Source organism: Gemmatimonadaceae bacterium (genome assembly GCA_037721215.1).
Taxonomy (GTDB): domain Bacteria; phylum Gemmatimonadota; class Gemmatimonadetes; order Gemmatimonadales; family Gemmatimonadaceae; genus UBA4720.
The window spans coordinates 1-20,651 of record JBBJNV010000037.1; the positions used below are offsets into that span (position 1 = coordinate 1).

The 20,651-nt window shown below is 61.2% G+C and carries 16 protein-coding genes; 7 read left to right on the forward strand and 9 right to left on the reverse strand.

The genetic code is table 11. The features are described from left to right. Both WKF55_15835 and WKF55_15840 read right to left on the reverse strand, forming a co-directional pair. A partial coding sequence (locus WKF55_15835; GenBank protein MEJ7761052.1) for an ISNCY family transposase occupies positions 1 to 769 on the reverse strand: 769 nt, incomplete at its 3' end. Positions 770 to 1,229: 460 nt separating this feature from the next. Further along, positions 1,230 to 3,080 (reverse strand): DUF885 domain-containing protein, encoded by a 1,851-nt coding sequence (locus WKF55_15840; protein ID MEJ7761053.1) that lies wholly within the window; start codon positions 3,078 to 3,080, stop codon positions 1,230 to 1,232. A gap of 406 nt (positions 3,081 to 3,486) precedes the next feature. On the opposite strand from WKF55_15840, the gene WKF55_15845 reads away from it, so the two are divergent. Together WKF55_15845 and WKF55_15850 are read left to right on the forward strand one after the other, a co-directional pair. Beyond that, positions 3,487 to 4,584 carry a hypothetical protein gene (locus WKF55_15845; GenBank protein MEJ7761054.1) on the forward strand — a complete coding sequence of 366 codons (1,098 nt, stop codon included), beginning with the start codon at positions 3,487 to 3,489 and terminating at the stop codon, positions 4,582 to 4,584. Positions 4,585 to 4,643: 59 nt separating this feature from the next. Continuing rightward, entirely contained in the window at positions 4,644 to 5,537 is an 894-nt protein-coding gene (locus WKF55_15850) for a metallophosphoesterase (GenBank protein ID MEJ7761055.1), read from the forward strand. 54 nt (positions 5,538 to 5,591) lie between these two features. Here the strand turns inward: WKF55_15850 and WKF55_15855 are convergent, their stop codons facing one another. Continuing rightward, positions 5,592 to 6,980: an alkaline phosphatase PhoX gene (locus WKF55_15855; protein ID MEJ7761056.1), complete on the reverse strand. Its 1,389-nt coding sequence runs from the start codon at positions 6,978 to 6,980 to the stop codon at positions 5,592 to 5,594. A 79-nt stretch (positions 6,981 to 7,059) separates the two neighbouring features. On the opposite strand from WKF55_15855, the gene WKF55_15860 reads away from it, so the two are divergent. Next, the gene (locus tag WKF55_15860; protein MEJ7761057.1) at positions 7,060 to 8,226 is read left to right on the forward strand and encodes an AI-2E family transporter; all 1,167 of its coding nucleotides are present in this window, start codon (positions 7,060 to 7,062) and stop codon (positions 8,224 to 8,226) included. Positions 8,227 to 8,389: 163 nt separating this feature from the next. Then, entirely contained in the window at positions 8,390 to 8,932 is a 543-nt protein-coding gene (locus tag WKF55_15865) for a C40 family peptidase (protein ID MEJ7761058.1), read from the forward strand. Positions 8,933 to 9,002: 70 nt separating this feature from the next. On the opposite strand, the gene WKF55_15870 is transcribed toward WKF55_15865, so the two are convergent. The 4 genes from WKF55_15870 to WKF55_15885 all read right to left on the reverse strand — a co-directional run bounded on the left by WKF55_15870 (position 9,003) and on the right by WKF55_15885 (position 12,247). Next, positions 9,003 to 10,148 (reverse strand): CapA family protein, encoded by a 1,146-nt coding sequence (locus WKF55_15870; GenBank protein MEJ7761059.1) that lies wholly within the window; start codon positions 10,146 to 10,148, stop codon positions 9,003 to 9,005. 187 nt (positions 10,149 to 10,335) lie between these two features. Further along, positions 10,336 to 10,935: a hypothetical protein gene (locus WKF55_15875; protein MEJ7761060.1), complete on the reverse strand. Its 600-nt coding sequence runs from the start codon at positions 10,933 to 10,935 to the stop codon at positions 10,336 to 10,338. Positions 10,936 to 11,027: 92 nt separating this feature from the next. Then, a complete protein-coding gene (locus WKF55_15880) occupies positions 11,028 to 11,585 on the reverse strand; it encodes a hypothetical protein (protein ID MEJ7761061.1) in 558 nt (185 codons plus the stop codon). Positions 11,586 to 11,650: 65 nt separating this feature from the next. Next, a complete protein-coding gene (locus WKF55_15885; GenBank protein ID MEJ7761062.1) occupies positions 11,651 to 12,247 on the reverse strand; it encodes a hypothetical protein in 597 nt (198 codons plus the stop codon). Between the two features lie 191 nt (positions 12,248 to 12,438). Here WKF55_15885 and WKF55_15890 point away from each other — a divergent pair, with 191 nt between their 5' ends. Further along, entirely contained in the window at positions 12,439 to 15,825 is a 3,387-nt protein-coding gene (locus WKF55_15890) for an error-prone DNA polymerase (protein ID MEJ7761063.1), read from the forward strand. 369 nt (positions 15,826 to 16,194) lie between these two features. Next, on the forward strand, positions 16,195 to 16,851 hold the full coding sequence (locus tag WKF55_15895) for a hypothetical protein (protein ID MEJ7761064.1): 657 nt from the start codon (positions 16,195 to 16,197) through the stop codon (positions 16,849 to 16,851). A 1,216-nt stretch (positions 16,852 to 18,067) separates the two neighbouring features. Here WKF55_15895 and WKF55_15900 read toward each other — a convergent pair. Both WKF55_15900 and WKF55_15905 read right to left on the reverse strand, forming a co-directional pair. After that, complete coding sequence (locus WKF55_15900) at positions 18,068 to 18,931, reverse strand: ABC transporter permease (GenBank protein ID MEJ7761065.1); 864 nt, start codon at positions 18,929 to 18,931, stop codon at positions 18,068 to 18,070. A 4-nt stretch (positions 18,932 to 18,935) separates the two neighbouring features. Further along, positions 18,936 to 19,940, reverse strand: coding sequence for an ABC transporter permease (locus tag WKF55_15905; protein ID MEJ7761066.1), 1,005 nt, complete (start codon positions 19,938 to 19,940; stop codon positions 18,936 to 18,938). A gap of 3 nt (positions 19,941 to 19,943) precedes the next feature. Between WKF55_15905 and WKF55_15910 the strand changes: the two genes are divergently transcribed. Then, positions 19,944 to 20,651, forward strand: a 708-nt coding sequence (locus WKF55_15910) for an ABC transporter substrate-binding protein (protein MEJ7761067.1), incomplete at its 3' end; no start/stop codon positions are given.

The following is a 20,651-nucleotide window of genomic DNA, read 5'->3' on the forward strand; positions in this document are numbered from 1 at the left end:
CCTGCGGGCTTGAGGCCGCGATGATCGTGATCCCGAGCTTCTCGCACATCCGGCCAAACTGGGTGAATGCCTCGCTCTCCCCCCGGGCCCTCTCGCCAGCGGTAAGAAGTCGCTTGTAGACGTTCCTCCAGTCCGTATAGAGAGCCCGAGGAATGCCGTACTCGCCGATCCATGCACGGAGCACCCTGGTCGCGGCCCAAGTCGTCTCATGGTCCTCGAACGACAGGAGCGTCAGACCCGTGGCATCATCCACCATCGTCATCAGGCACGGGGTCATCATTCCGCCCCGCCCTTCGAGCCAGTCGTGAAAGCTGCCATCGAGCTGGATGAGATCGCCGAATCGAGCCTTTCGCTCGCGCCTCGGGTGCTTCACCGAGCGTGTCTTCCGTGCCCTCGACCAAAGACCATCATCGATCATCCATCGCATAAGGGTCCTGACAGCCACCAATACGCCGTGATCAGTCCAGAGATGCTCCGCTACGAGCGTCGGGCCGAATCGCTCATGCGGCCCTCTCTCCTTCTTCCCTCCGTAGTGCTTCCTGATTAGCGACATCACCATCTCACGCTCGGCCGAAGGATGCGACCGATTCGACGGCCGCCCCGCGCCCCGGTGCACAAGGCCGGCTCCGCCGTGTGCCTTGTAGCGAGCATTCACCCGCCTCGTCTGACGATATGAAAGTCCCAGCAACGATGCCGCCGCGCCAAGGTCGATCGACCCCAGCTGAACTCTCTCAAGAACTGATCCGCGCTCTAACTCCCGTCCGCTCATCGCCGTCCGCTCCACCACGCCACTCGCTCCAAAGAGAGAGCAACATGCTAGGGGACATTTCTAATGGCCGCACAAGGGGACATTATCAGTGGCGCACAACATAGGCGTTTTGACGACAGGTGTTGACGAGCGGATTGCGAGCTTAAGCGCGGAGCATGGCAGCAGCAAAAGAGGCGTGATGGTCAAAGGGGTGACCCCTTGAAATTCCGGGCACTCATCTGTGGGTCGCCGCAGGGGAATTTCACGACCTCAATGATGTGCGGTGTCTGCTCAGGTGTCTCAACATTGAGACGACCGAGTAGGCAATGACTATCGTCACGCGATATTTCGACGGAAGCCGGCTCTTGCCCAAGACGCGGCTCGCGCTGGAGGAACTTCTGCTGGGGCAGTCATAGCGATGATTTGACCTGACTGCGGTTTGAGGACTACCCGCGGTTAGTTCTCAATCCGAAGGATCGCACTACATACAGCGGGAAGCCTCACGATTGCCGCCCACCCCAACTCCCGCCATGTAAAGTCGCCGAACAGTCGGCACCGATACCGGCCCGTAAAGCAAAACAGTGTCATGGTACCGGCACATGTTGAACGCCCGGCCCTCTTTTATCTCCACATCGCGGCGCAGCTTCGTCCACTCGTGCGCGCCGGCCATGTATGTCATCAACTGCACATAATCAAGCTGCGCCCGCTGAAGCTTGGCTTCAGCTTCCGGCCGTTCCTGAAACGCGTCCCGCATCATCAGAGTGACCGCGGAATCGCCGTTCATGTTCATGGTGTGCAACCGGACGTCGACAATGGCATTCATGTAAATGCGGGCCATCCACTTGAGGCCGTTGAGGCGCATCTTCACAGGATCACCAGCATTCACGCCCGCGTCCTCCATTACCCGCTCGGCGTAAACGGCCCAGCCTTCGACATATGGAGTATTGCCATAAATGACGCGCAGCAGCCGGCGCCACTCGGGGGTGATCCTGTTCGCGTATTCGCCCTGCACGGTGTGGCCGGGCACCGCCTCGTGAATACTCAGGCGCAGCATCTGATACCTGTTGTACTCCCGCATCTTCGACTCGGCGCGCTCTGCTGTCCATTCTGAAGAGATAGGTGTGACCCAGTAAAAGGTGCTCAGCTTCGGCTGGAGCGCAGGGGCGAACACTGCGCCAGCCACTCCGTAGATACCGCGCATGAAGAGCGGTGTCGGTATCACGCGGATATTCGAGAAATCGGTAATCGATAGCAGCCGCTTCTCCGTCACTACGCGCTGGAGCATCTCCACATCGCGCTGCCCCTGCTGCACTATCGAGTCCCGCTGCACGTGCTCGGCGCCAATGCGCGCCATCACTTCACTGACGATGCCGTTCAGCAGGACATCGGGAGTGGAAGCGTCGTGGCGGTGGCCGGGAAACCACTGATCGTGCAGCGGTAGCGCGAGGCGGTACATCTCCTGACGCGTGGAACGCAGACTGTCTTCGGCAATGCGCAGGAGATCCAGCGGAGTGCCGCTTACCTGCAGGTAATACCGGAACTTGGCGTCAAACTTTGCTTTGCCCATTCGCCAGTCACGCTGCTCACGCTTGGGGAGCTCGTCGCGAACGAACTTGTTGAAACGACCGATGGACGCGAGCGCGGCGGGCTGGGCACGCGCGTAACGGCGTTCCGACGGAGTGCCGCGAACAAATGTGGTGCCGGTGGTCCTGATGAGGTCGCTTACGCCATCGGCTGATTCGATCGCAACTCGCCGGAAGATGTCGTTGGAGCCGGTGAGGTTCCGGACTGCCTGGTCCATGAATGCGGGAACTTTCTCGAGTCGCGCTGCAAGGTCGCGGGCGCGAACGTTCCTGTCCGCATACTCGAGGGACATGTTGCTGAACAACGCCGAGCCAAGGTTTTCGGGATAGATCTGCGGTCGCCAGCGGGAGAATCGTTCCTCATCCATGCTGTAGAAAGCAAAGCCGACGGCGTTCCGCAGGATCTCGTAATCGGCCTGAGTCTGCGATTCGAGACGAGTTGCGTCGAGTCTCGTGAGCCGGCGCCGGAAGTTTTCGTAAAACGCGCGCTGGCTCGCCAGGGCTGCCGGCGAGTAATCATCGAGCATCTGGTCGAGGTTCAGCGTGCGGCCGGTGCGCGGATCGGTGTACCGGTGAAGTCCCGCCTGAGTCGCGCCGGATGGGGAAAATGCAAGCGTCGTGAGGACGAACTCATTTGCGAGCGTTGCGAACCGATCGGCTGCGCGTGGCGGCTGAGCGGAGGTACCGGATCCCGCGAGAAAAAGGAGCGCGGTGAGTAGCGCGCCCGATGGCGAGCTGAAGGTGAGCATGATATGCGCCCGAGTGTTGTTGAGCCGTCTGGAGTCTTGCGGGTGATGACATGAAGGCCATCCCGCTCCCCAGCGTGGAAATATGACGCACATTCGCGAGTCTGCTGGTGCCGGGAGGTAATGCACTGGCAACGGCGCTTTTCTTGCTTCGGTATTTATTCGGGCTAGATGACTACCCGCACTCATGACTTTTATCTGCATCTGGAGTTCCGTCTGGGCTCAAAGCCCTGAACTCCTCCGGTTTGCCCCGGCGGTGCTCGCGGTTGTCCCTCGGGTATCACTGGACACAGGCCGCGGCTTGATCTGGGCTGACGGCAAAAGTCTGGACACCGGTAAGATTGGGTCAGTTTTACTATCACAATTAAGACAGCAAAGCGTCATTACAGCGCAACTAGGTTTAGCAATTGTGCCTGTTGCAGCAGAGGTGGCCGCGCAATATGGAAGCGGCGATCCCCATTTTTTACAGGCCATAACCATCGTTGTGCCGGGTGACGATCGCGATTTTCTGGCCGGCCACGCGATCTCTGTCCTGGCTCCGTCTCCACCCCTCACCGCACTGTTCGATGGCGTCGGAATCGAGAGCTGCGGCGATCTCGCCCGGCTCGATCAGGAATCGGTGGAAGTCCGGTTTGGTGCGGAGGGAGTGCATCTGTGGCGGCTTTCCCGCGCGGACGACCGGCGCCTGATTTTCACTCCGATGTCCCGTTCGCTCCCGGAGGCCTCACTCGACTGGGTGGATTACACTCTCACCGATCCCGAGCGACTGGTCTTTGTCATCAATGCGCTCGTCGACAATGTTTCCACCGCGCTCTCGAGCCGAGGGTTGTGTGCGCGGGAAATGACGCTGGTTTTCTCGCTGGCAAGCAAGGAGACTTACGAGCATCCCGTGCGCCCTTCGCGGGCGACCTCGAGCCGCAGGGCATGGATGCGTCTCATCCGCACGCATCTCGATCGCATCACGCTGAGCGATGCAGTAACGGGAATTGTGTTGAGGGTGGATTCTGCAACCGGTGAGGTCGAGCGGCAGGGCGACATCTTCGACCGCGGCTTTGCGACCGCGCGCGCGACCGAGGAAACCGTCGCACAGCTGCTCGATGATCAGGGTGCGGTGATCGTGGTGCCGTCGAACAGCCGGCATCCGCTCGTCGAGCGGCGCACGACCTGGGCGAGCATGGAACCGGCTCACGCGGCGAGAGCGCACATGTCAAAAGGATCGACTGATGCCGCCGATCCGCGTCTTACTCTCCAGCTGCTTGCTGTGCCCAGAAGGATAGTGGTGACGACGGTGCGCAGGAGGGATCATGAGCTGCCGCTCGGATATCGAGATGAAGATGCATGGGTTCCCATAGAATCTGTGGCCGGCCCGGACCGGGTTTCAGGCGGACAATGGGAAGAACCCTACGCTCGTGAGTACTACCGGTGCGTGACGGATAAGGGGACGCTTGTGTGGATTTTTCGGGAGGCACGGAGTGGGGAGTGGTACATGCAGGGGTGGTGGGACTGAGAAAACCAGGCCCCATTACGACTACCAGTAATGGGGTCCCACCTGCGTAATTACCATAAGTGAAGAAAAGTATTCCTATCCTGATACTTGCTGCCGCAGCGTTCGCGGTTGCGGCGGTTACATGCACGGGGTCGAACGTTGTCGATCCGGGTAAGGAAACCGTGCCGGCGTTCGAGACGCTCATTGCCGTAGCTGACATCGCTGCCTGCGACTCGCAGGGAGACGAAGCAACGGCCGCTCTCGTGGATACCATGCCGGGCACGATCATTGTCGCCGGCGACATTACGTACGAATCGGGAACCGCTCGCGAGTTCGCTGACTGTTACGAACCGTCATGGGGAAGGCACCGCTCCCGAACACGGCCGGCACCGGGTAACCACGAGTACGTCACGGCGGATGCCAAGCCGTACTTCGATTACTTCGGAGTGAATGCCGGACCAGCCGGCCGCGGCTATTACTCCTTCGACCTCGGCGCATGGCACATTATCTCGCTCAACAGCAACATCGATGCGACGGCCGGCTCAGCGCAGGCGCAATGGTTGAAGGACGATCTGGCCGCAAGCCGGTCGGTGTGCACGCTTGCGTACTGGCATCATCCGCTGTTCAGCTCCGGACTGCACGGAAGCGGTCCGAAGATGCGTGCGATCTGGCAGTTGCTATATGAGTCCGGAGCTGATGTCGTGGTCTCCGGTCACGACCATCATTATGAACGATTTGCGCCGCAGACGGCCGCCGGGGTGCTCGACAGCACGCGCGGTATCAGGGAATTCATCGTCGGCACAGGCGGCCGGTCCCACTACCCGGCCTTGTTCGCGCAGCCAAACACCGAGCGCCGCGCAGATAAGTCTGACGGAGTTCTGCGCCTCAAACTGGGTGCGCGTGATTACGCCTGGGAATTTGTTCCCACCGTGCGGGGCGGCGCGACGGATTCAGGAACGACAATGTGCCGCTAGGGCAGTGGCGTGCGTTGCCGCGTCGGTGCGTGCGCGTACGCTGGCAACTACTATCTATAGCGCGCCCCTCTCCCACGGCCCCTGAATGGCGAACGTCATGCCGCGCGCGCTGCCGGCATCCAGCGTTGCACCCTGAATGTTCACGAAAAGCGTGGCGCCGTCGGGGCTGAAGCAGACCCCGGCAAATTCGCTGACGTTGAGAAGATTTTTTGCGACATCGAAGATCCGGCCGTCGGGCGTGAGGCCGCGAACGAACTGCTCGCCGAATCCGTCTTCGCAGATGACGATTCCACCGCGCGGGCTGACGGTAATGTTGTCGGGCGAATCGAGAACATCTCTCGATGGTGATTCGAACACCAATGTCAATTCGCCATCGGCGTGATTTGTGGGACGATATCGCCACACCTGCCCCGCTTGCGCATTGCCGCCGTTTGTAGCGCTGAAATAGATGCTGTCATCCGCATGCCAGCATCCCTCGAGGCGCGAAAACCGCGCGGCTCCAGCCGAATAGCCCTGGTTGAAAACGGCGGCCGGATCAGTCCCCGCTGTAGCGGGATCCGGGTTGGGTATCGGCAACCATGAAACCTGCAGAACCTTGCCGATAGTCTGGCCGATCGCAGCATCGTACCTGGGCGATCCCTTCACACCCAGCATCTGAAGCGTACCGCCGTTGGCAAGCAGCTGCCTGGTGCGCGGAATAAACCGATAAAAACCAGCCGTGATCTGGTCCTCCGTCTGATACACGATGCTCGTTGCCGGATCGACAGCCACTGCCTCATGAACGAACCGGCCCATCGCGCGAAGCGGAATCGAGCGCACTTCACTGTTTGCCCTCGACGGGACTTCAAAAACGTATCCGTGATCCCGGCTCCAGCCCTGCGCGATGCCGTGCGTGCTCTCCTCGCATGTCAGCCAGCTTCCCCACGGCGTTGGACCGCCCGCACAATTCACAATTGTCCCGCTGAGGCTGACGAACTGGCGCACAACCACCGGAGGTCCGTTCCATGGCGTCTCGACATCGAGAGAAACAGTGCAGCCTCCCGCCTTTGTATCGTACGCGAGCGCGGGAGTGCCTTTCAGCGACGACGTAAGCGGAGTATCACGGTTCTCGTGATTTCGTATCAGTCTCACGCCACCCCTTGGCAACGCGAACGCCGCCATGCCGTCGAACGCGTTTGGCGTGGGTCGCCCGTCTGACATCGGCTGACCTGACGTGCTGAGAACCGTGTAATTAAAGCCCGCAGGCAGCGATAACTCGGGGCCGGCTGCGACAAGTGGCCCATATCCGCTCTTGCCTGTAACGACACGGCGGGCCGGAGCGCGTGACGAATCGCCCGCCGGCTTCGTACATGCTATCAGGCCGCTCAGCGATGGGGCCAGTAGTGCCGTACCGGAATACGCAAGCGATTCGCGCAGGAAACCGCGACGACTTGAAGATGCCATTGAAAAATCTCACTTGACAGGTGAGTCCAAATATCACGGTGGCACCGCGCTCGTGCTAATTTCTCACTCGATGACAGCTATGACACAGGCCCTTTCTCCACTGGGCAGAATGCTTCTCACCGTTGCAAGCGGTGTCGCCGTGCTGGCGGGCATGCGGGTGGCCGCGCCTATCATCGGCCCGGTGGTGGTAGCATTCATCATTACTATTGCCTGGAGCCCCGGGTCTGCATGGCTGCGGAACAAAGGCTGGCGCCCGAGTGTCGCGGCGCTTACCGGGATTCTGCTCGGCGTGGTCGGCATGGCTCTTTTTGTCGCTCTCGTATGGTCGTCACTGATTCAGCTTCAGGACAAATTGCCCGGCTACCAGCCACGGGTCGAAGCACTGCAGCAAACGATTTCCCAGAGGCTGTCCGATCTGCCGATCGACTCGTCGCGGTTGTTTTCCGGAGACATGCTGCGGCCCAGCGCACTGGTTGGCTATGCGCTTTCATTTGTTCGCAAGATTACATCGGCGGTCGGCAATCTGTTTTTTCTCGTACTGCTGATGGCCTTCATGATGCTTGAAGCTGTGCGCTATCCGCAGAAGCTGCGCGATGCGCTTGCAACATCATCGACGGGAGTCGAGCAGTTCAACCGGTTCAGTAAGAGCATCCGTGAGTACGTGGTGATCAATTCGATATTCGGGTTGATCGCCGCGGCCATAAATACGACAGTGCTGCTCCTGCTTGGAATCGACTTCGCGATTCTCTGGGGGGTGTTGTCGTTTCTCCTCAGCTTCGTGCCCAACATCGGATTCGCGATAGCACTCGTTCCGCCAGCTCTCCTCGGACTGGTGGAGTTCGGGTTCACCCGCGCCGCGCTCGTCGTCGTCGGTTACACGGTTATCAACTTTCTGGTCGATAACGTATTCAAGCCGCGGTTTGTCGGTGAAAGCCTCGACCTTTCGGCGCTCGTCGTCGTATTGTCGCTGCTGTTCTGGGGCTGGCTCCTCGGGCCAATCGGTGCGCTGATTGCGATTCCGCTATCGATCGGAACGAAATTTCTGCTGGAGGGATTCGAGGAGTCGCGGTGGCTGGCGCATCTGATGAGCGATCAGGGAGTGACGGCGAAGGGAGTGGTCACGGGTGAGCTGGACGGGGTCAGTGCCGATGAAAGGACTCCAGAGATCCACGCCGGCGAAATCGCTTCTGAGCGCAACGCCGCGGAAGCTCTCCCGGGATCAGTGCCGGAAAACGGGCGCCAGTGACCAGTATGTTACGTTCCCGTGCAGTGACCAGTCGTTAATCTGAGGCTGTTGTTCCTTTACGGTGCCATTTGCAGACACCGGTTGATCCTTCGTGCGCCGCCCGTCCTCACACATGCGGCTCATTCCCAATTCCGACCGCTGAAACTTGTTTATGCGTTGTAGTGTGAAGGCCCCTCTGACAGCAGGAATGTTCATCCTGCTTGCGGCGAGTGTTTTCGCCCCCGTAACGGGCGAAGCGCAGTTCTTGCGCGAGCCTCGCGCGGAGTCGAGAGCGGGTCGCCTCATGAAAATGCCGAGCCTTGTTTTCCTCGACTCCGTGATGAGAATCACGCGCCGGCAGGTTGGAACGCGCTACACATACGGGGGTGAACGTCCCGCGGGCGGCTTTGACTGCAGCGGCTTGGTTCGGTATGTCATGCAGGTGGCCAACCTCCAATTGCCTCGCAATTCCGCCGAGCAGGCCCGACTGGGGCACGCTATTCCACGCGAGGTGAATAAACTTCGTGTTGGCGATCTGCTGACGTTTGGCGACGGCGGCCGGGTGTCTCATGTCGGCATTTACGTAGGTAGCGGGCGGTTTGTGCATGCATCCAGCGTTTCGGGGCGTGTGGTCGAGTCGCTGGTGGAGAGAGCGCCAAGCCGCGGAATCAAACCCTGGCTCGGTGTGCGGCGGCTCGCGCTCCAAGAGCCAGCGGTTCGGCGGTAGGAACGGCCTGATCCGCTGCCCCATCGTGGGTGGTCAAGCGGATCACCGGCACCACTACAGAAGCAGATCACTAACGCTCCGGGCGCAGCCTCGTCACGGCGCCGGTAGAATCCACCGTTGCTCCGGTCTGCGGAAAATCGAGCTTCGACAGAGAGTCGATGAGCTGCAGGGCGCGGCGTGAGGCATCGACTGAGACGTTCCCCGGATACCGCTGCCAGGTTGGGATGAGTTGCACGTCATCCGGGCGACCTCGCTCATCGAGGGTGGCACATGCAAGCGCGCCTCGATTTATCGGCTCGTCGTTTCGAAACGGACCGTGGGTCACGAGGTTGCCTAGCGAATAAAAAGCGAGACCGTCACCAATCCATTCAGCTGCGCGAAGGACATGCGGCCCATGGGCGACGACCCATCCTGCGCCGGCGGCGATCGCAGTGCGCGCAAATGCAACCGCGTTGCCCCGGTTCATTTCGAGAAACTGCTCGACGTGGTTCGGGGTGCGCTGAGCCGATACTCCTTCCGCGCCGATATGGGCAGTGACGACAAGGCGCGGCCATCGGGCGGCGGCACGCCCGACGTGGCGGCGCACTGCTGAAATGTTTCGCGCGTCGGGTGTCTCGTTTGAGGTATGAAAGCCGAGGAATGCGACTGTATCGCCGCTGGCTGTCGAGACCGGAGTGGCGAGGGTGTCCTCACCGGTCACGGCGACACCCGCATCACGTAACAGCCTGGCGGTCGTGCGAAAGCCGCGTTCCCCGGCGTCGCGCGAATGATTGTTGGCGATATTGCCAACCATGCGTGCGTTCAGGTTGAACTCGGCGAGCGCGATCGCGGCCGCCGGCGGTTGTCTGAATGCGAAGCAGCGGGTGGAATGTGGCGAACACTTGGTGGAGCCAGTACCTGGTGGTCCGATTGCGCCTTCGATGTTCAGCAGAATGATATCTGCGTCCTGCACCGATTCGCGGAGAGGATCCAGAAGGGAAGCCGGATCGGGCAGAGGGGGAATGCGAACCCCGTAGCGACGGTTGGCAACCGTCGTCCAGGTGGTGTCGAAATTGGTGCCGAGCAACACGTCTCCGCCGGCGCAGACGCGAACTCCGGTGGGGATTTTTCCGGCAGTGGCAGACAGGTCTTGTGCAGCGGCCCCGGTGGTGGCGCCGACAATGAGCAAGAAACACAGCACAAAAGTGCCAGGGCATTTCCGGATGCGAATCAGCATGGGCGAATAATACCGCCTTGTTGCCGCAGGACAGCGTGACGGCGTCGACAACTCTCGACACTACCAGAACCGAGCCCGAGGTGCCGACGTGGTATAGTATGCAGGCCAATGGGCGGCGGTGGCACCATGCATCGCAGAGCCAATTAGTCAGCGCATGACCGGCCGCGGAGGCTCGGGCGTTGCGGAGTCAACAATTCTTCAGTGCAAACGCCGCCGCTGCCGGTGCCGTCAGAGTGGCAACGGGTATCGCTGCTATGTTACCGGTGGTGAGGACAGCAACGCCGAGAATACCGCCGATAGTTGCACCGGCAAGGGCGCGCTTGAAGCGGTGGCCGTGGGTGCAGTTGTTGTAGCCCTTGGATGTTGCGGCCATCGCTGCGGTTCCGACGACGCCTCCGATTACCGAACCGATCGCGAACTCGGCGAACCCGTGCCATTCGCAGTTGTAGCGTCCGCATTTGCCCGCCAGTGCGTACCCGGCGAAGCCGCCGCCCAGAAACCCGACGATCTCTCCGCCCAGGCCGACCATGGTACGCTCGAACCGCAGGCTCCGTAAGTCGCCCGCATAGTTGGAATCCGGCAGTGAACTCCGCGAGTGAATTGGTTGCGTAATTCCCGACTGCAGTGATGTCTGAGCTGGCAGAGATCTGCCGGCCAGAACGACCATGCATGCGATAGCGAAGGTCGCTCCGAAATGTATTCGCGAACGGATCCGGGATCCGTCCCGTGCTTCTGTGCCGAATCCTCTCACAGCCCTCTCGATGATACGCGACGTGTCGATCCTCATTGCCTGCTCCCTGTTAGGTCCAGGGAGTAACGCGGAAAGGCCGGAGCAATCGGATCAGCTTCGCGATCGTCGGCTGCTGGAGGTCGAGTGAGCTAACAGGGCTTTAACGCGAAGGCCGCCCCGAACGGTGGTCCCAATGTGGCTAAGAGTGCGGTTGCGGTTGTGACAATGGGCGTTCCGGCAAAGCTGCCGACGGCAACGAGAGCGACGCCGGATGCGGCGCCAACCGACGCGCCCATCAGCCCGCGCCCGAATCGGCCACGGTAGCTGCATTTGTTCGAGCCTCGTGGAATGGCGGCGGCGAGAGCCGTGCCTGTGACAGCACCGGTCAGTGCGCCAGCGAACATCTCTGCGACGCCATGAAATTCACATGAGTCGCCGGGGCCGCTGCATCTGCCGGCAAGTGCATAGCCTAACGCGGCTCCCGGCAGAACTCCCAGCAACTGTCCTCCGAACCCGGCCTGTCTGCGTGTGCATTGAATGCAGTTTTTGTGGGTGGCGATTGCCGGCTCGACTATCAACACCCGGAAAGTTGAGGGCTTCACAATGCCAGACTGTAATTGCGACTGCGCCGGCAAGGATGTCACGGTGCCGGCGGTCAGCACAACGACGGCGCTGCTCATTACGGCCCAGCGTCGAATGCCAATCATCGGATCCGCGCTTTGAATCGTGCGGACACATCCTGCGATTCGTGTGAGTGCATGCTGATGCACGCCTAACATTTCTTCAGTGCGTGGGCCGCCATTCCAGGGGGAGCCAGGAGCACGACTGGTATCCCCGCACCGCCCGCGACGGCGAGCGAAGCGACACCAGCGACGGCGCCGACACTAGCGCCTGCTAGCGCGCGTAGAAAGCGATGCTTGTCGCTGCAGGCGCTGTAGCTCGGAGCAGCCGCGGCAAAAGCTGCAGTTCCAACGATCTGTCCGACGAATGAGCCGATCATGAGATAGCCCAGCCCGCAGGAATAAGCCTTATTGCAGCGTTCCGCTAATGCGACTCCGAAGAAGCCTCCAGCAAATATCCCGAACATTTCTCCGCCAAGGCCCATTAAGGCGCGTCTGACGCGGGGGTCTCGCGTATCGAAGCCTTTCGGTGCCGTGGGCATTGCAGGTTGCGGATGCGCGCCTTGCGGGATGCCCACCTGAACTGCTGTCTGCGCGACAAGCGATGTACCGCTCAGGAATAAAAGGGAGCCAAGGGCAAAGGCAATCCGGCTCGTGCGTCTCTTGATTGTTGCTGCTGCGCGGAGCCCGGTGGGTTGCAACTTTGCTGTTCGCACGACAGCCGGGTTTGACCAGAGCTGGAAGTTCATTGGGTTCTCAGGATGAAGAGTGGTTCGGGCTGCGGTTCTCGCAGTGCGCCCGTGGTTTTCTTGCGGTCTCGGGGGAAACCGTTTTGCTGTTGGCTGCCCATTCGGAACGCGGATAATCCCGGAAAATCAGCTCAGTAACCGCATCCCTCCGTGTTCTTGCTTCGGTCTTTGTTCGGTATTACCATAATGTCATGCCCTACGTCGAGCTCCGCGCCCATTCGGCGTTCTCATTTGGTGATGGCGCCCTCACCCCTGAGGCACTCGTAAAGCGGGCCGCCGAGCTTGGGTATCACAGTATCGGGATCACCGACACCGCCGACTTGGGTGGGATAGTCCGGTTCGCGCTGGAAGCGCGGCGGCAGGGGGTGAAGCCGGTGATCGGCGTGGAACTCAACGTGGATGGCCGTCCGGCGGCGTTTCTGGCGCGGACGGAGGAGGGGTATCACAACATCGCGTCGCTGGTGACGCGGGCGCGGGTGGGCGTGCTTGCCGGATGGCAGAAGGGGCAGAATGCCAGGACACGAGGGCGGCCGCGGGTGACGTGGCAGCAGGTAGCGGAGCGGAGTGCAGGTGTACACGCGCTCACCGGGCCGTCCTCAGGTCCCATCGGAGCGCGCATCCAGGCGTGCGAGTACTCGGCGGCGGCGCGGGTGCTTGGTGAGTGGCGTGAGGTGTTCGGCGAGCGGCTGGCGGTGGAGGTGCAGCTGCATCACACCGGTGGTTGCGAGGCGGCTCTTGCGAGTGCGCTGATTGACCTCGCAAAAACGTATGGGGTCCCATGGGTTCCGGCGCACGATCCGCGGTATGGAGATACGAACAGTCGGCTGGTGCACGACATACTGACGGCGTTGAGGTATGACACTACCATCGAGAGTGCGGCGGCGAGAGGGTTGCTGCACGCCAATGGTGAGTGGCGGTTGTTATCCCAGGAGGATGTAGCCGAGCGTTGGAGGGGGCGCGAGGAGGGGGCGGCGGAGAGTGAGAGGATTGCGGCGGAGTGCGGCTTCGAATTGGCGTGGCTGCGGCCCCCCTTGCCGAAGTTCGCCGTTCCCGAGGGCCACACCGACATCTCATTCCTGCGCGAGAAAACCTTCGAGGGCGCGCGGGAGCGATGGGGTGAGCTGAGCGACGCGCAGACCAGGCAGATCGAGCACGAGCTCGCGATAATCAACCGGCTTGGCTTTGCGGGATTCTTTCTGGTGATGTGGGACGCGGTGCGATTCGCGCGCAACCGCAACATTCTCTGTCAGGGTCGCGGGAGTGCGGCCAATTCGGCGGTCGCGTACTGTCTCGCGGTGACGGCGGTGGATCCTGTCGCAAATGGATTGTTGTTCGAGCGGTTTCTTTCAGAGAAACGCATCGGTGGCGAAACCGAGGCGCCCGACATCGATGTCGATATCGAGCACGACCGTCGCGAAGAAGTGCTCGACTACATGTACGACCACTATCAACGCTCCCACTCGGCAATTGCGTGCATTGTGCAGACGTATCGCGGACCGAACGCGCTGCGTGATTCGATGCGTGCGTTCGGGTATCCTGTCGAGCAGATGAATGATTTGTCGAAGCGGATGCATTATGACGATCCGGCCGAGGGTGCGGAGAAGGTTCGGGGGGGGCTTGGCGCGAAGTTCGGTTTGTGCGTGGACGATGCGAGAGGGCGGGCGATGCTCTCGGCGATGGCGGCGTTCGAGGATCTGCCGCGGCTGCGGGCGACTCATGTGGGGGGCTTTGTGTTGTCGTCGATGCCGCTTGGTGATTACATGCCGATCGAGCATACGACGATGGGCCGGACGATCGTGCAGTTCGACAAGGACGATCTCGATACTGTGGGAGTGCCCAAGTTCGATTTTCTGGGACTGGGCGCGTTGTCGCTGGTGAGGCGCGCATTCGACTATATCGAGGTGCGAACGGGCGAGCGGCCGCAGATGTACAAGCTGCCGGCGAATGACGAGAAGACCTACGATCTCATCTCGCGCGGCGAAACCATCGGGACATTCCAGATCGAGAGTCGCGCGCAGATAGCGTCGATACTGCATACGCTGCCGGATCGCATTTACGATCTCGTGGTGCAGGTGGCGTTGATAAGGCCGGGTCCGATCCAGGCGAAGTTCGTCCATCCGTACACGGCGCGGCGGCGCGGTCTGGAGCAGGTGACGTATGCGCACCCGTTGCTCGAGCCAATCCTGAAGCGGACGCAGGGTGTTCCGATCTTTCAGGAGCAGGCGATGGCGATCGCGATGGTGCTGGGGGGTTACACCGCCAGCGAGGCCGACGAGCTGAGGCGGACCATGGGTCATATCCGCAAGATTTCGCGGCTGCTCGATGTGCTGGGGAAGTTGAGGGCGCGGATGATGGAGCGTGGAATCTCCGAGGGAGTGTCGACTGGTATTGTCGAGGACCTGAAGAGCTTCGCGAATTACGGATTTCCGGAGAGTCATGCGTGGAGCTTTGCGCTCATCGCTTATGCGACCGCGTATCTCAAGGCGCATTATCCGGCAGAGTTTTTTGCGGCATTGTTAAACAGCTGGCCGATGGGGTTCTATCCGCCGTCCACGTTGATACATGATGCGCGGCGCCATGGGGTGGTGGTGCGTCCGCCGTGCATGCGCGATGGGGAGTGGGAGTGTTCGTGTGAGGCGCTCGACCGCGAAGGCGTTGACCGTGCCAATGAGACCGAACGGTTGGGAAGCGTGATGACGTTGTCGGATGAAGAGTTCGCGTCGGGGTATAGCCGCGACGGGGACAGGGAGTCGTACCTGGAGCCAGGCGGGCCGGCGTTGCGGGTGGGGTGGCGTCATATCCGCGGGCTAGGTGCGACTACGCTGGATTCGTTACGCCTGGCGAGGGGCGGAAGGGCGGCGATCGGTGTTGGCCAGAGTATTGGAAAGAGCCGAGGCGGAAGTCGCGCGCGTGCTGCGCTTGCTCTCGACGATTACGGACCCGACGTCATGAGTGCGGTGCCCGATCGTCCTTTTACTTCGATAGAAGACGTAGTGTTGCGCGCGAAGCTAAGGAAGGCTGATGCGTTGCATCTTGCGCGCGCTGGTGCATTTGCCGCATGGGAGCCGGACCGGCGTCGCGCTGCGTGGGAGGCGTTGAGGGCGTGTGGAGATACGCTGCCGCTGGCACCGGCTGCGCGGGAGATACATTCGCCGCGTGCACTGACACCGACCGAGCTGGTGTATCTCGATTATTTCGCTACGGGTGTGAGCCTCAATGGGCACCCGATGCAGCACGTGCGGGAGAGGCTTCGGCTTGCAGGTGTGGTGGATAGTCGCGGAATGAGGGTGATGCGGGGTGGGGAGCCGATTGTGGTGGCGGGGCTCGTTACGATTCGTCAGCGTCCGGCATCGGCGAAAGGAACGATCTTTCTGCTGCTCGAGGATGAGTGGGGGTTTATCAATGTCGTCGTGCCGAACTTTCTGGTGGAGGAGAACAGCGAGGTGGTGAAGTTCGCGACGTTCGTGGTAGTGCGGGGAAGGTTCGAGCGCGATGGGAATGTGCTGAACGTGGTGGGGAAGCGGTTCAGGGAGCTGGATGTGAAGCGGCTTGAGCATCGGGCTCGGAGTTTTCGGTGAACTCGATTGTGCAGCGGGCGTGCAAGTCTTGAACAAGGGTGCGATGGGTTCGAAGTCCGGCCGATAGGCTCAGAATGTTCTGGTTCGGCTTGGCAGGATCCGCCGGCCCGACTTGGATCTCTGGCAGTTCTCTCAGCACGTGACGCTCTCGAGAAAACCGTGGCTGAATAGGCTGCAAGGATTTGCAGCAATTGCATTTTCTCCTGTTCCCTGGCGAGCAACTGTTAGCTGGTGGGAGTTGGACTCGGTGATCCAAGTTCTCAGGCAGTCGCAAACGTTCGGCGCTTGCGGCTTTCGCTGTTTCTCCGCAGTCTACGTCGGCAGTCCACTTGATAGTTGGGACACCCACTACCATGGAGCAGTGGTTGAATGCGCGCACAGGAAGCACTCATCGTGTTCGCCATCGCGAGCGCCTGCAACCCCGCCCAGCCGAACGAGCCGCCCGCCCGTATCGTCGCGGGGTCGTCAGATACGATTATCATCAATAATCGCGCAGGTATTCGGATCCCGATCCGCGTCCTCGATGTATCTGGTAAGACGCTCCCAGATAGCGATGCTCGGTTCCGTCTTGTAAATGGACGGGAAGTTCGAGTTTCGACTAATGGAATCGTCACGTGCACACGTTCCGTGGATGCGAATGTGGAGGTTACGATAGGTGCCTTGCACAAATCGACGGTCATTCGCTGCAGGCCGGTAAAGAAGGTCTACATCGCAGGGCCGATTCAGTTTTTGCTTCCGGACACTGCACAGGAAATGCGTATGAATGTCCTCGACTTGGATGGCAGCTCCGTTAGCCTTCTATCAGGAACACCGTGGATAAGGGACACGACCATAGCAACAATCGACGGAATTCGCGTTATCCCCAAATCGCCCGGCGTTACGCTTGCCAAAGTCAGATTCGGAAATGAGTCGGGATGGGTCGGCGTGCACGTGTATGAAAGGGCGACATCGCTTGACGGCTTGGCGCGTGGAAAGGAATCGCTTGGGATACCGGTTCGGCTAAAAGGCAACGAAAGGCAAAGTTAGCAGTTGCCACCGGGAACCTGGATGGTGACGATGTTGCCAGAAGACGATGAAGAGAATGGCCTGCGAATGAGAATCGAAGGCGCTAACTGCTCTCCACTTCAGCTTACCAGAAGCCGCTACGGCTGCCTCGTCCAAACCACTGCAATCGTTACCGTGTACAATCCATCGAAGGCGAAAGCTGCACAAGAACTGACGGGCCAGCTCCTTGTTCGCCATGTGAACAGTTGAGGCACCTCTCGGTGGGTGGGCTGCCACCTTACGAACGTTGCTGCTGTCCAGCACTCGCTGCGGGTATTTCAGGCGACGAAACTCTCGATCTTCCAGCAAATATTGTAGCAGTACTCGATTCCTTCCATTCGTTGCCCATAGATGACCATCGGCGATTCTAAGATCGTGCTTTTGGTTCAGACACGCTCGCCGTGTTCACTCTCTTTCCCGGTCAGCCGTATTTACGGCGCTGAGCAGCGTGTCGTTCCCCTTGACCGCGTTCGACGCGGCACCAAAGGAGATAGTGACGGTGCTGGTCAGGCGTGAGATGTGATTGTAAATCCCGAAACTCACTTGGCGAGCGGACCCGCTGTGCGTCCCCGAGTACAAACGGATCAGGTTTTGAGGAACTATCTCAACTGACGCGGCGGCCCCCAGTCGTTGTCTCCAGACGCGCAACCGTTGACATAAAGGCAATAATGACACGCTCAGACGCCTTTTCGGTCTTGGCGCAGCGGCAACAGCAAACGCCCGTGTCGTGCCCAAGTCGAATCGTAAGCCTAAAGCAAATCTTGGCGCTCTCATTCGATCAGGACGGACTGGCAATGGTCAAAGCTGTATCTGCACGACTATCAAGGCCGTCGAATCCCAGGCGAGGAGGCTTACGTTGGGGGAGATGGAATTTTCTTGGCCGATCGCAAACGGCTTTATTCCATGAGCGACCTGGCGGCGGAACGACTGAAGAAGCATGGATATACAAGCGATTCTGTGCGCGGTCCTTCGCACTGGTTTACAGAGGACGGGCTAAGCATCACTGACCTCTGGGAACAGCTTAATAGCATTCAGTAAGGGTAGTGAACGGCCGTCTCAGTAATGAGACGGCCGTTTTTTTCGGTGCGCTTCCTTGCTGGATCCGCCATGATGATCTGATCGTGACGACAGTAGTCAATGTCCCGCTGCGGGTCACTCACGTTTCAGGCTGTGTCGCAGGAACGAGTGATGGTGCTCGTTAAGCTCGAAGATTAGTAAGCCGCCCTCGGCTTCGATCCCTCCAATCGTCGCCAACCACGCTCGTCGCCAGCACCGTCACGACGAGCGCGATCCCCGGCGCAAGCGCCACCCACGGCGCAGTGACGAGCAGGTCGCGACCGCCCGCGATCATGTTGCCCCAGCTGGGAGCCGGAGGCTGGATGCCAAGCCCCAGAAACGACAGCCCGCTCTCGAGCAGAATCGCGTTGCCGACGCCGAGCGTCGTCGCGACAAACGCGGGCCCGATCGCATTCGGAAGCACGTGCCTGAAAAGCACTCGGCCCGGTCGAGCACCCAGGGCCGTCGCCGCCGCCACGAATGGCCTCGCGCTCACCGCGATAACCTCCGCGCGCACCAGCCGCGCGACACCCATCCAGCCGGTCGCGACCAGCACAACGAGAATCGTCGTGAGCCCCGGCGACCAGAGAGCTACGCCGACCAGGAGCAGCACGATACGGGGCAGCGCGAGCAGGAGGTCGGCGAGTCCCATCAGCGTCCGGTCAAGCGTTCCGCGACGCCAGCCGGCGAGCGCGCCGGCTACCGTTCCGAGAAGACCGGATAGCCCCGCACCGATCACACCGACGAGCAGCGACAGTCGTCCGGCGAGCATCATTCGCACGAGCAGATCGCGCCCGAACCGGTCAGTGCCGAGGATGTGCATCGTGCCGTGCGCATCGCGCCGGAACGGCGGGACCAGCCGGCGCGCCAACACGTCGTCGATTCGCGACGGGTCATGCGATGCGAGCGCCGGCACGATAATCACGCCGAGGGCAAGAAGCAGGAGCGCCGCCAGCGCGACGTTGCCCGCGCTCACTGCCCGCAGGCGCCGATGCAATTGTCTCATGGTCTCATGCGCGCAGGCGCGGGTCGGCCCATGGCAGAAGCGACTCCGCCACGGCGTTCGCGACGATCACCAGCAGTCCGTAAGCAGCGGCGCTACCCAGTACCACCGGGTAGTCGCGCGCCGTAATCGACGTCACCATCAATCGTCCCATGCCCGGCCATCCGAAGATGGTTTCAACAAAAACGGAGCCGGCGACGGTTCCCGGGAGCGCCAGCGCGAACAAGGTGACCAGCGGCGCGCGCATGTTGGCGAGCAGGTGACGGCCAAGCACCGCTCGCTCTCGAACGCCCTTCGCGCGGGCAGTGCGAACCCAGTCCGCGTCAAGCACATCGACCGCGCTTGTGCGCACGTACCGCGCGACACCGGCGGCGCCGATCGCCGCGAGCAACGTCACCGGCAGGACCGAGTGGCGCAGCAGATCCGCCAGATGCGCGAGTCCGTGCAGATCCGCGCCCGGCGTGGTCATGCCTACTGCCGGGAGGCGTGCCCACAGCGGAAAACTCAGCAACGAAGCGACGTACGTGAACAGAGCGATGCATGCGAGACCGAGCCAGTAGGCAGGTGAGGCCGCGAGCACCACAGAGATGATCGTGAGTGTGAAATCGGCATACGTTCCGCGCCGCGCACCCTGTACAATCCCAACGATCGTGCCGACGAGAAAGGAGAGCAGCAGCGACGCGCCGCCGAGTGCGAGCGAGACCGGGAGCGCGTCGCGGAGCACGGCGACGACAGGTCGTCCCTCGGTGAAGCTTGTGCCGAGATCGCCGTGCAGCATCCGCTGAGTCCACCGTGCATATTGTGCGGTGACCGGCTGGTCGAGCCCTAGCGCCGCGCGAAGGCGCACTGCGTCGGCGGAGGAGGCGTTGGATGGAAGCAGGAAAGTAGCCGGGTCGCCCGGCGCCATGTGCAGGAGCACGAACGTGAGCGACAGCACGCACCAGTACAGCACTGCGGTGCGAGCGAGTGCGCGGGCGACGCCGAACGAGCGCGACACGGCCGGGGAGAGCATGCGATGATATCGCCTCCGACATTGGTCGCGTCAACGCTGCGAGCTGCGAAGCGAGCCGCAAGACGGCGCCGCAATGGCCCCGCGCTGGCAATCGCCGCACTCGCAATTGCCGCGCTCGTAGTCGCATCGTGCACACCGCAACGCCAGCCGGATGTACTCGTTCTCGCGTCCGGGGCGGACCTGGAATCAGCGAACCCGCTCGTCACAACGCATCCACTGTCCCGCCAGGTCCAGCGCTACGCGCTCTTCGTAACCCTCCTCCGGTACGACTCGACGCTGACTCCACGGCCATACCTCGCGCGAAGCTGGCGCTGGGCCGACGGGGGCCGGACGCTGACGCTCTTTCTGGCTCCTGACCTCCACTGGCACGACGGCGTCCCCACAACATCACGTGACGCGGCGTTTACATTCCTCGCGGCGCGCGATCCCGCCACGGGGTTTCCGCGCGCCGCTGAGCTCGCCACCCTCGACACCGCAATTGCCGCCGACGACACGACATTGAAGTTGCGCTTCAGTCGCGCGCCTACTCGGCTCCCAGCGCTGCTCGCCGAGCTGCCGATAGTGCCGGAGCACCTTCTTGCGCGAGTTGGTCGTTCGTCGATGCGTGGCGCTCCATTCGACGCCGCGCCGGTCGGGAACGGTCCCTTCCGCTTTGCCGGACGGCAGCGCGGCGCTCGCTGGAGCTTTGCGCGAAATGACGCGTTTCCCGCC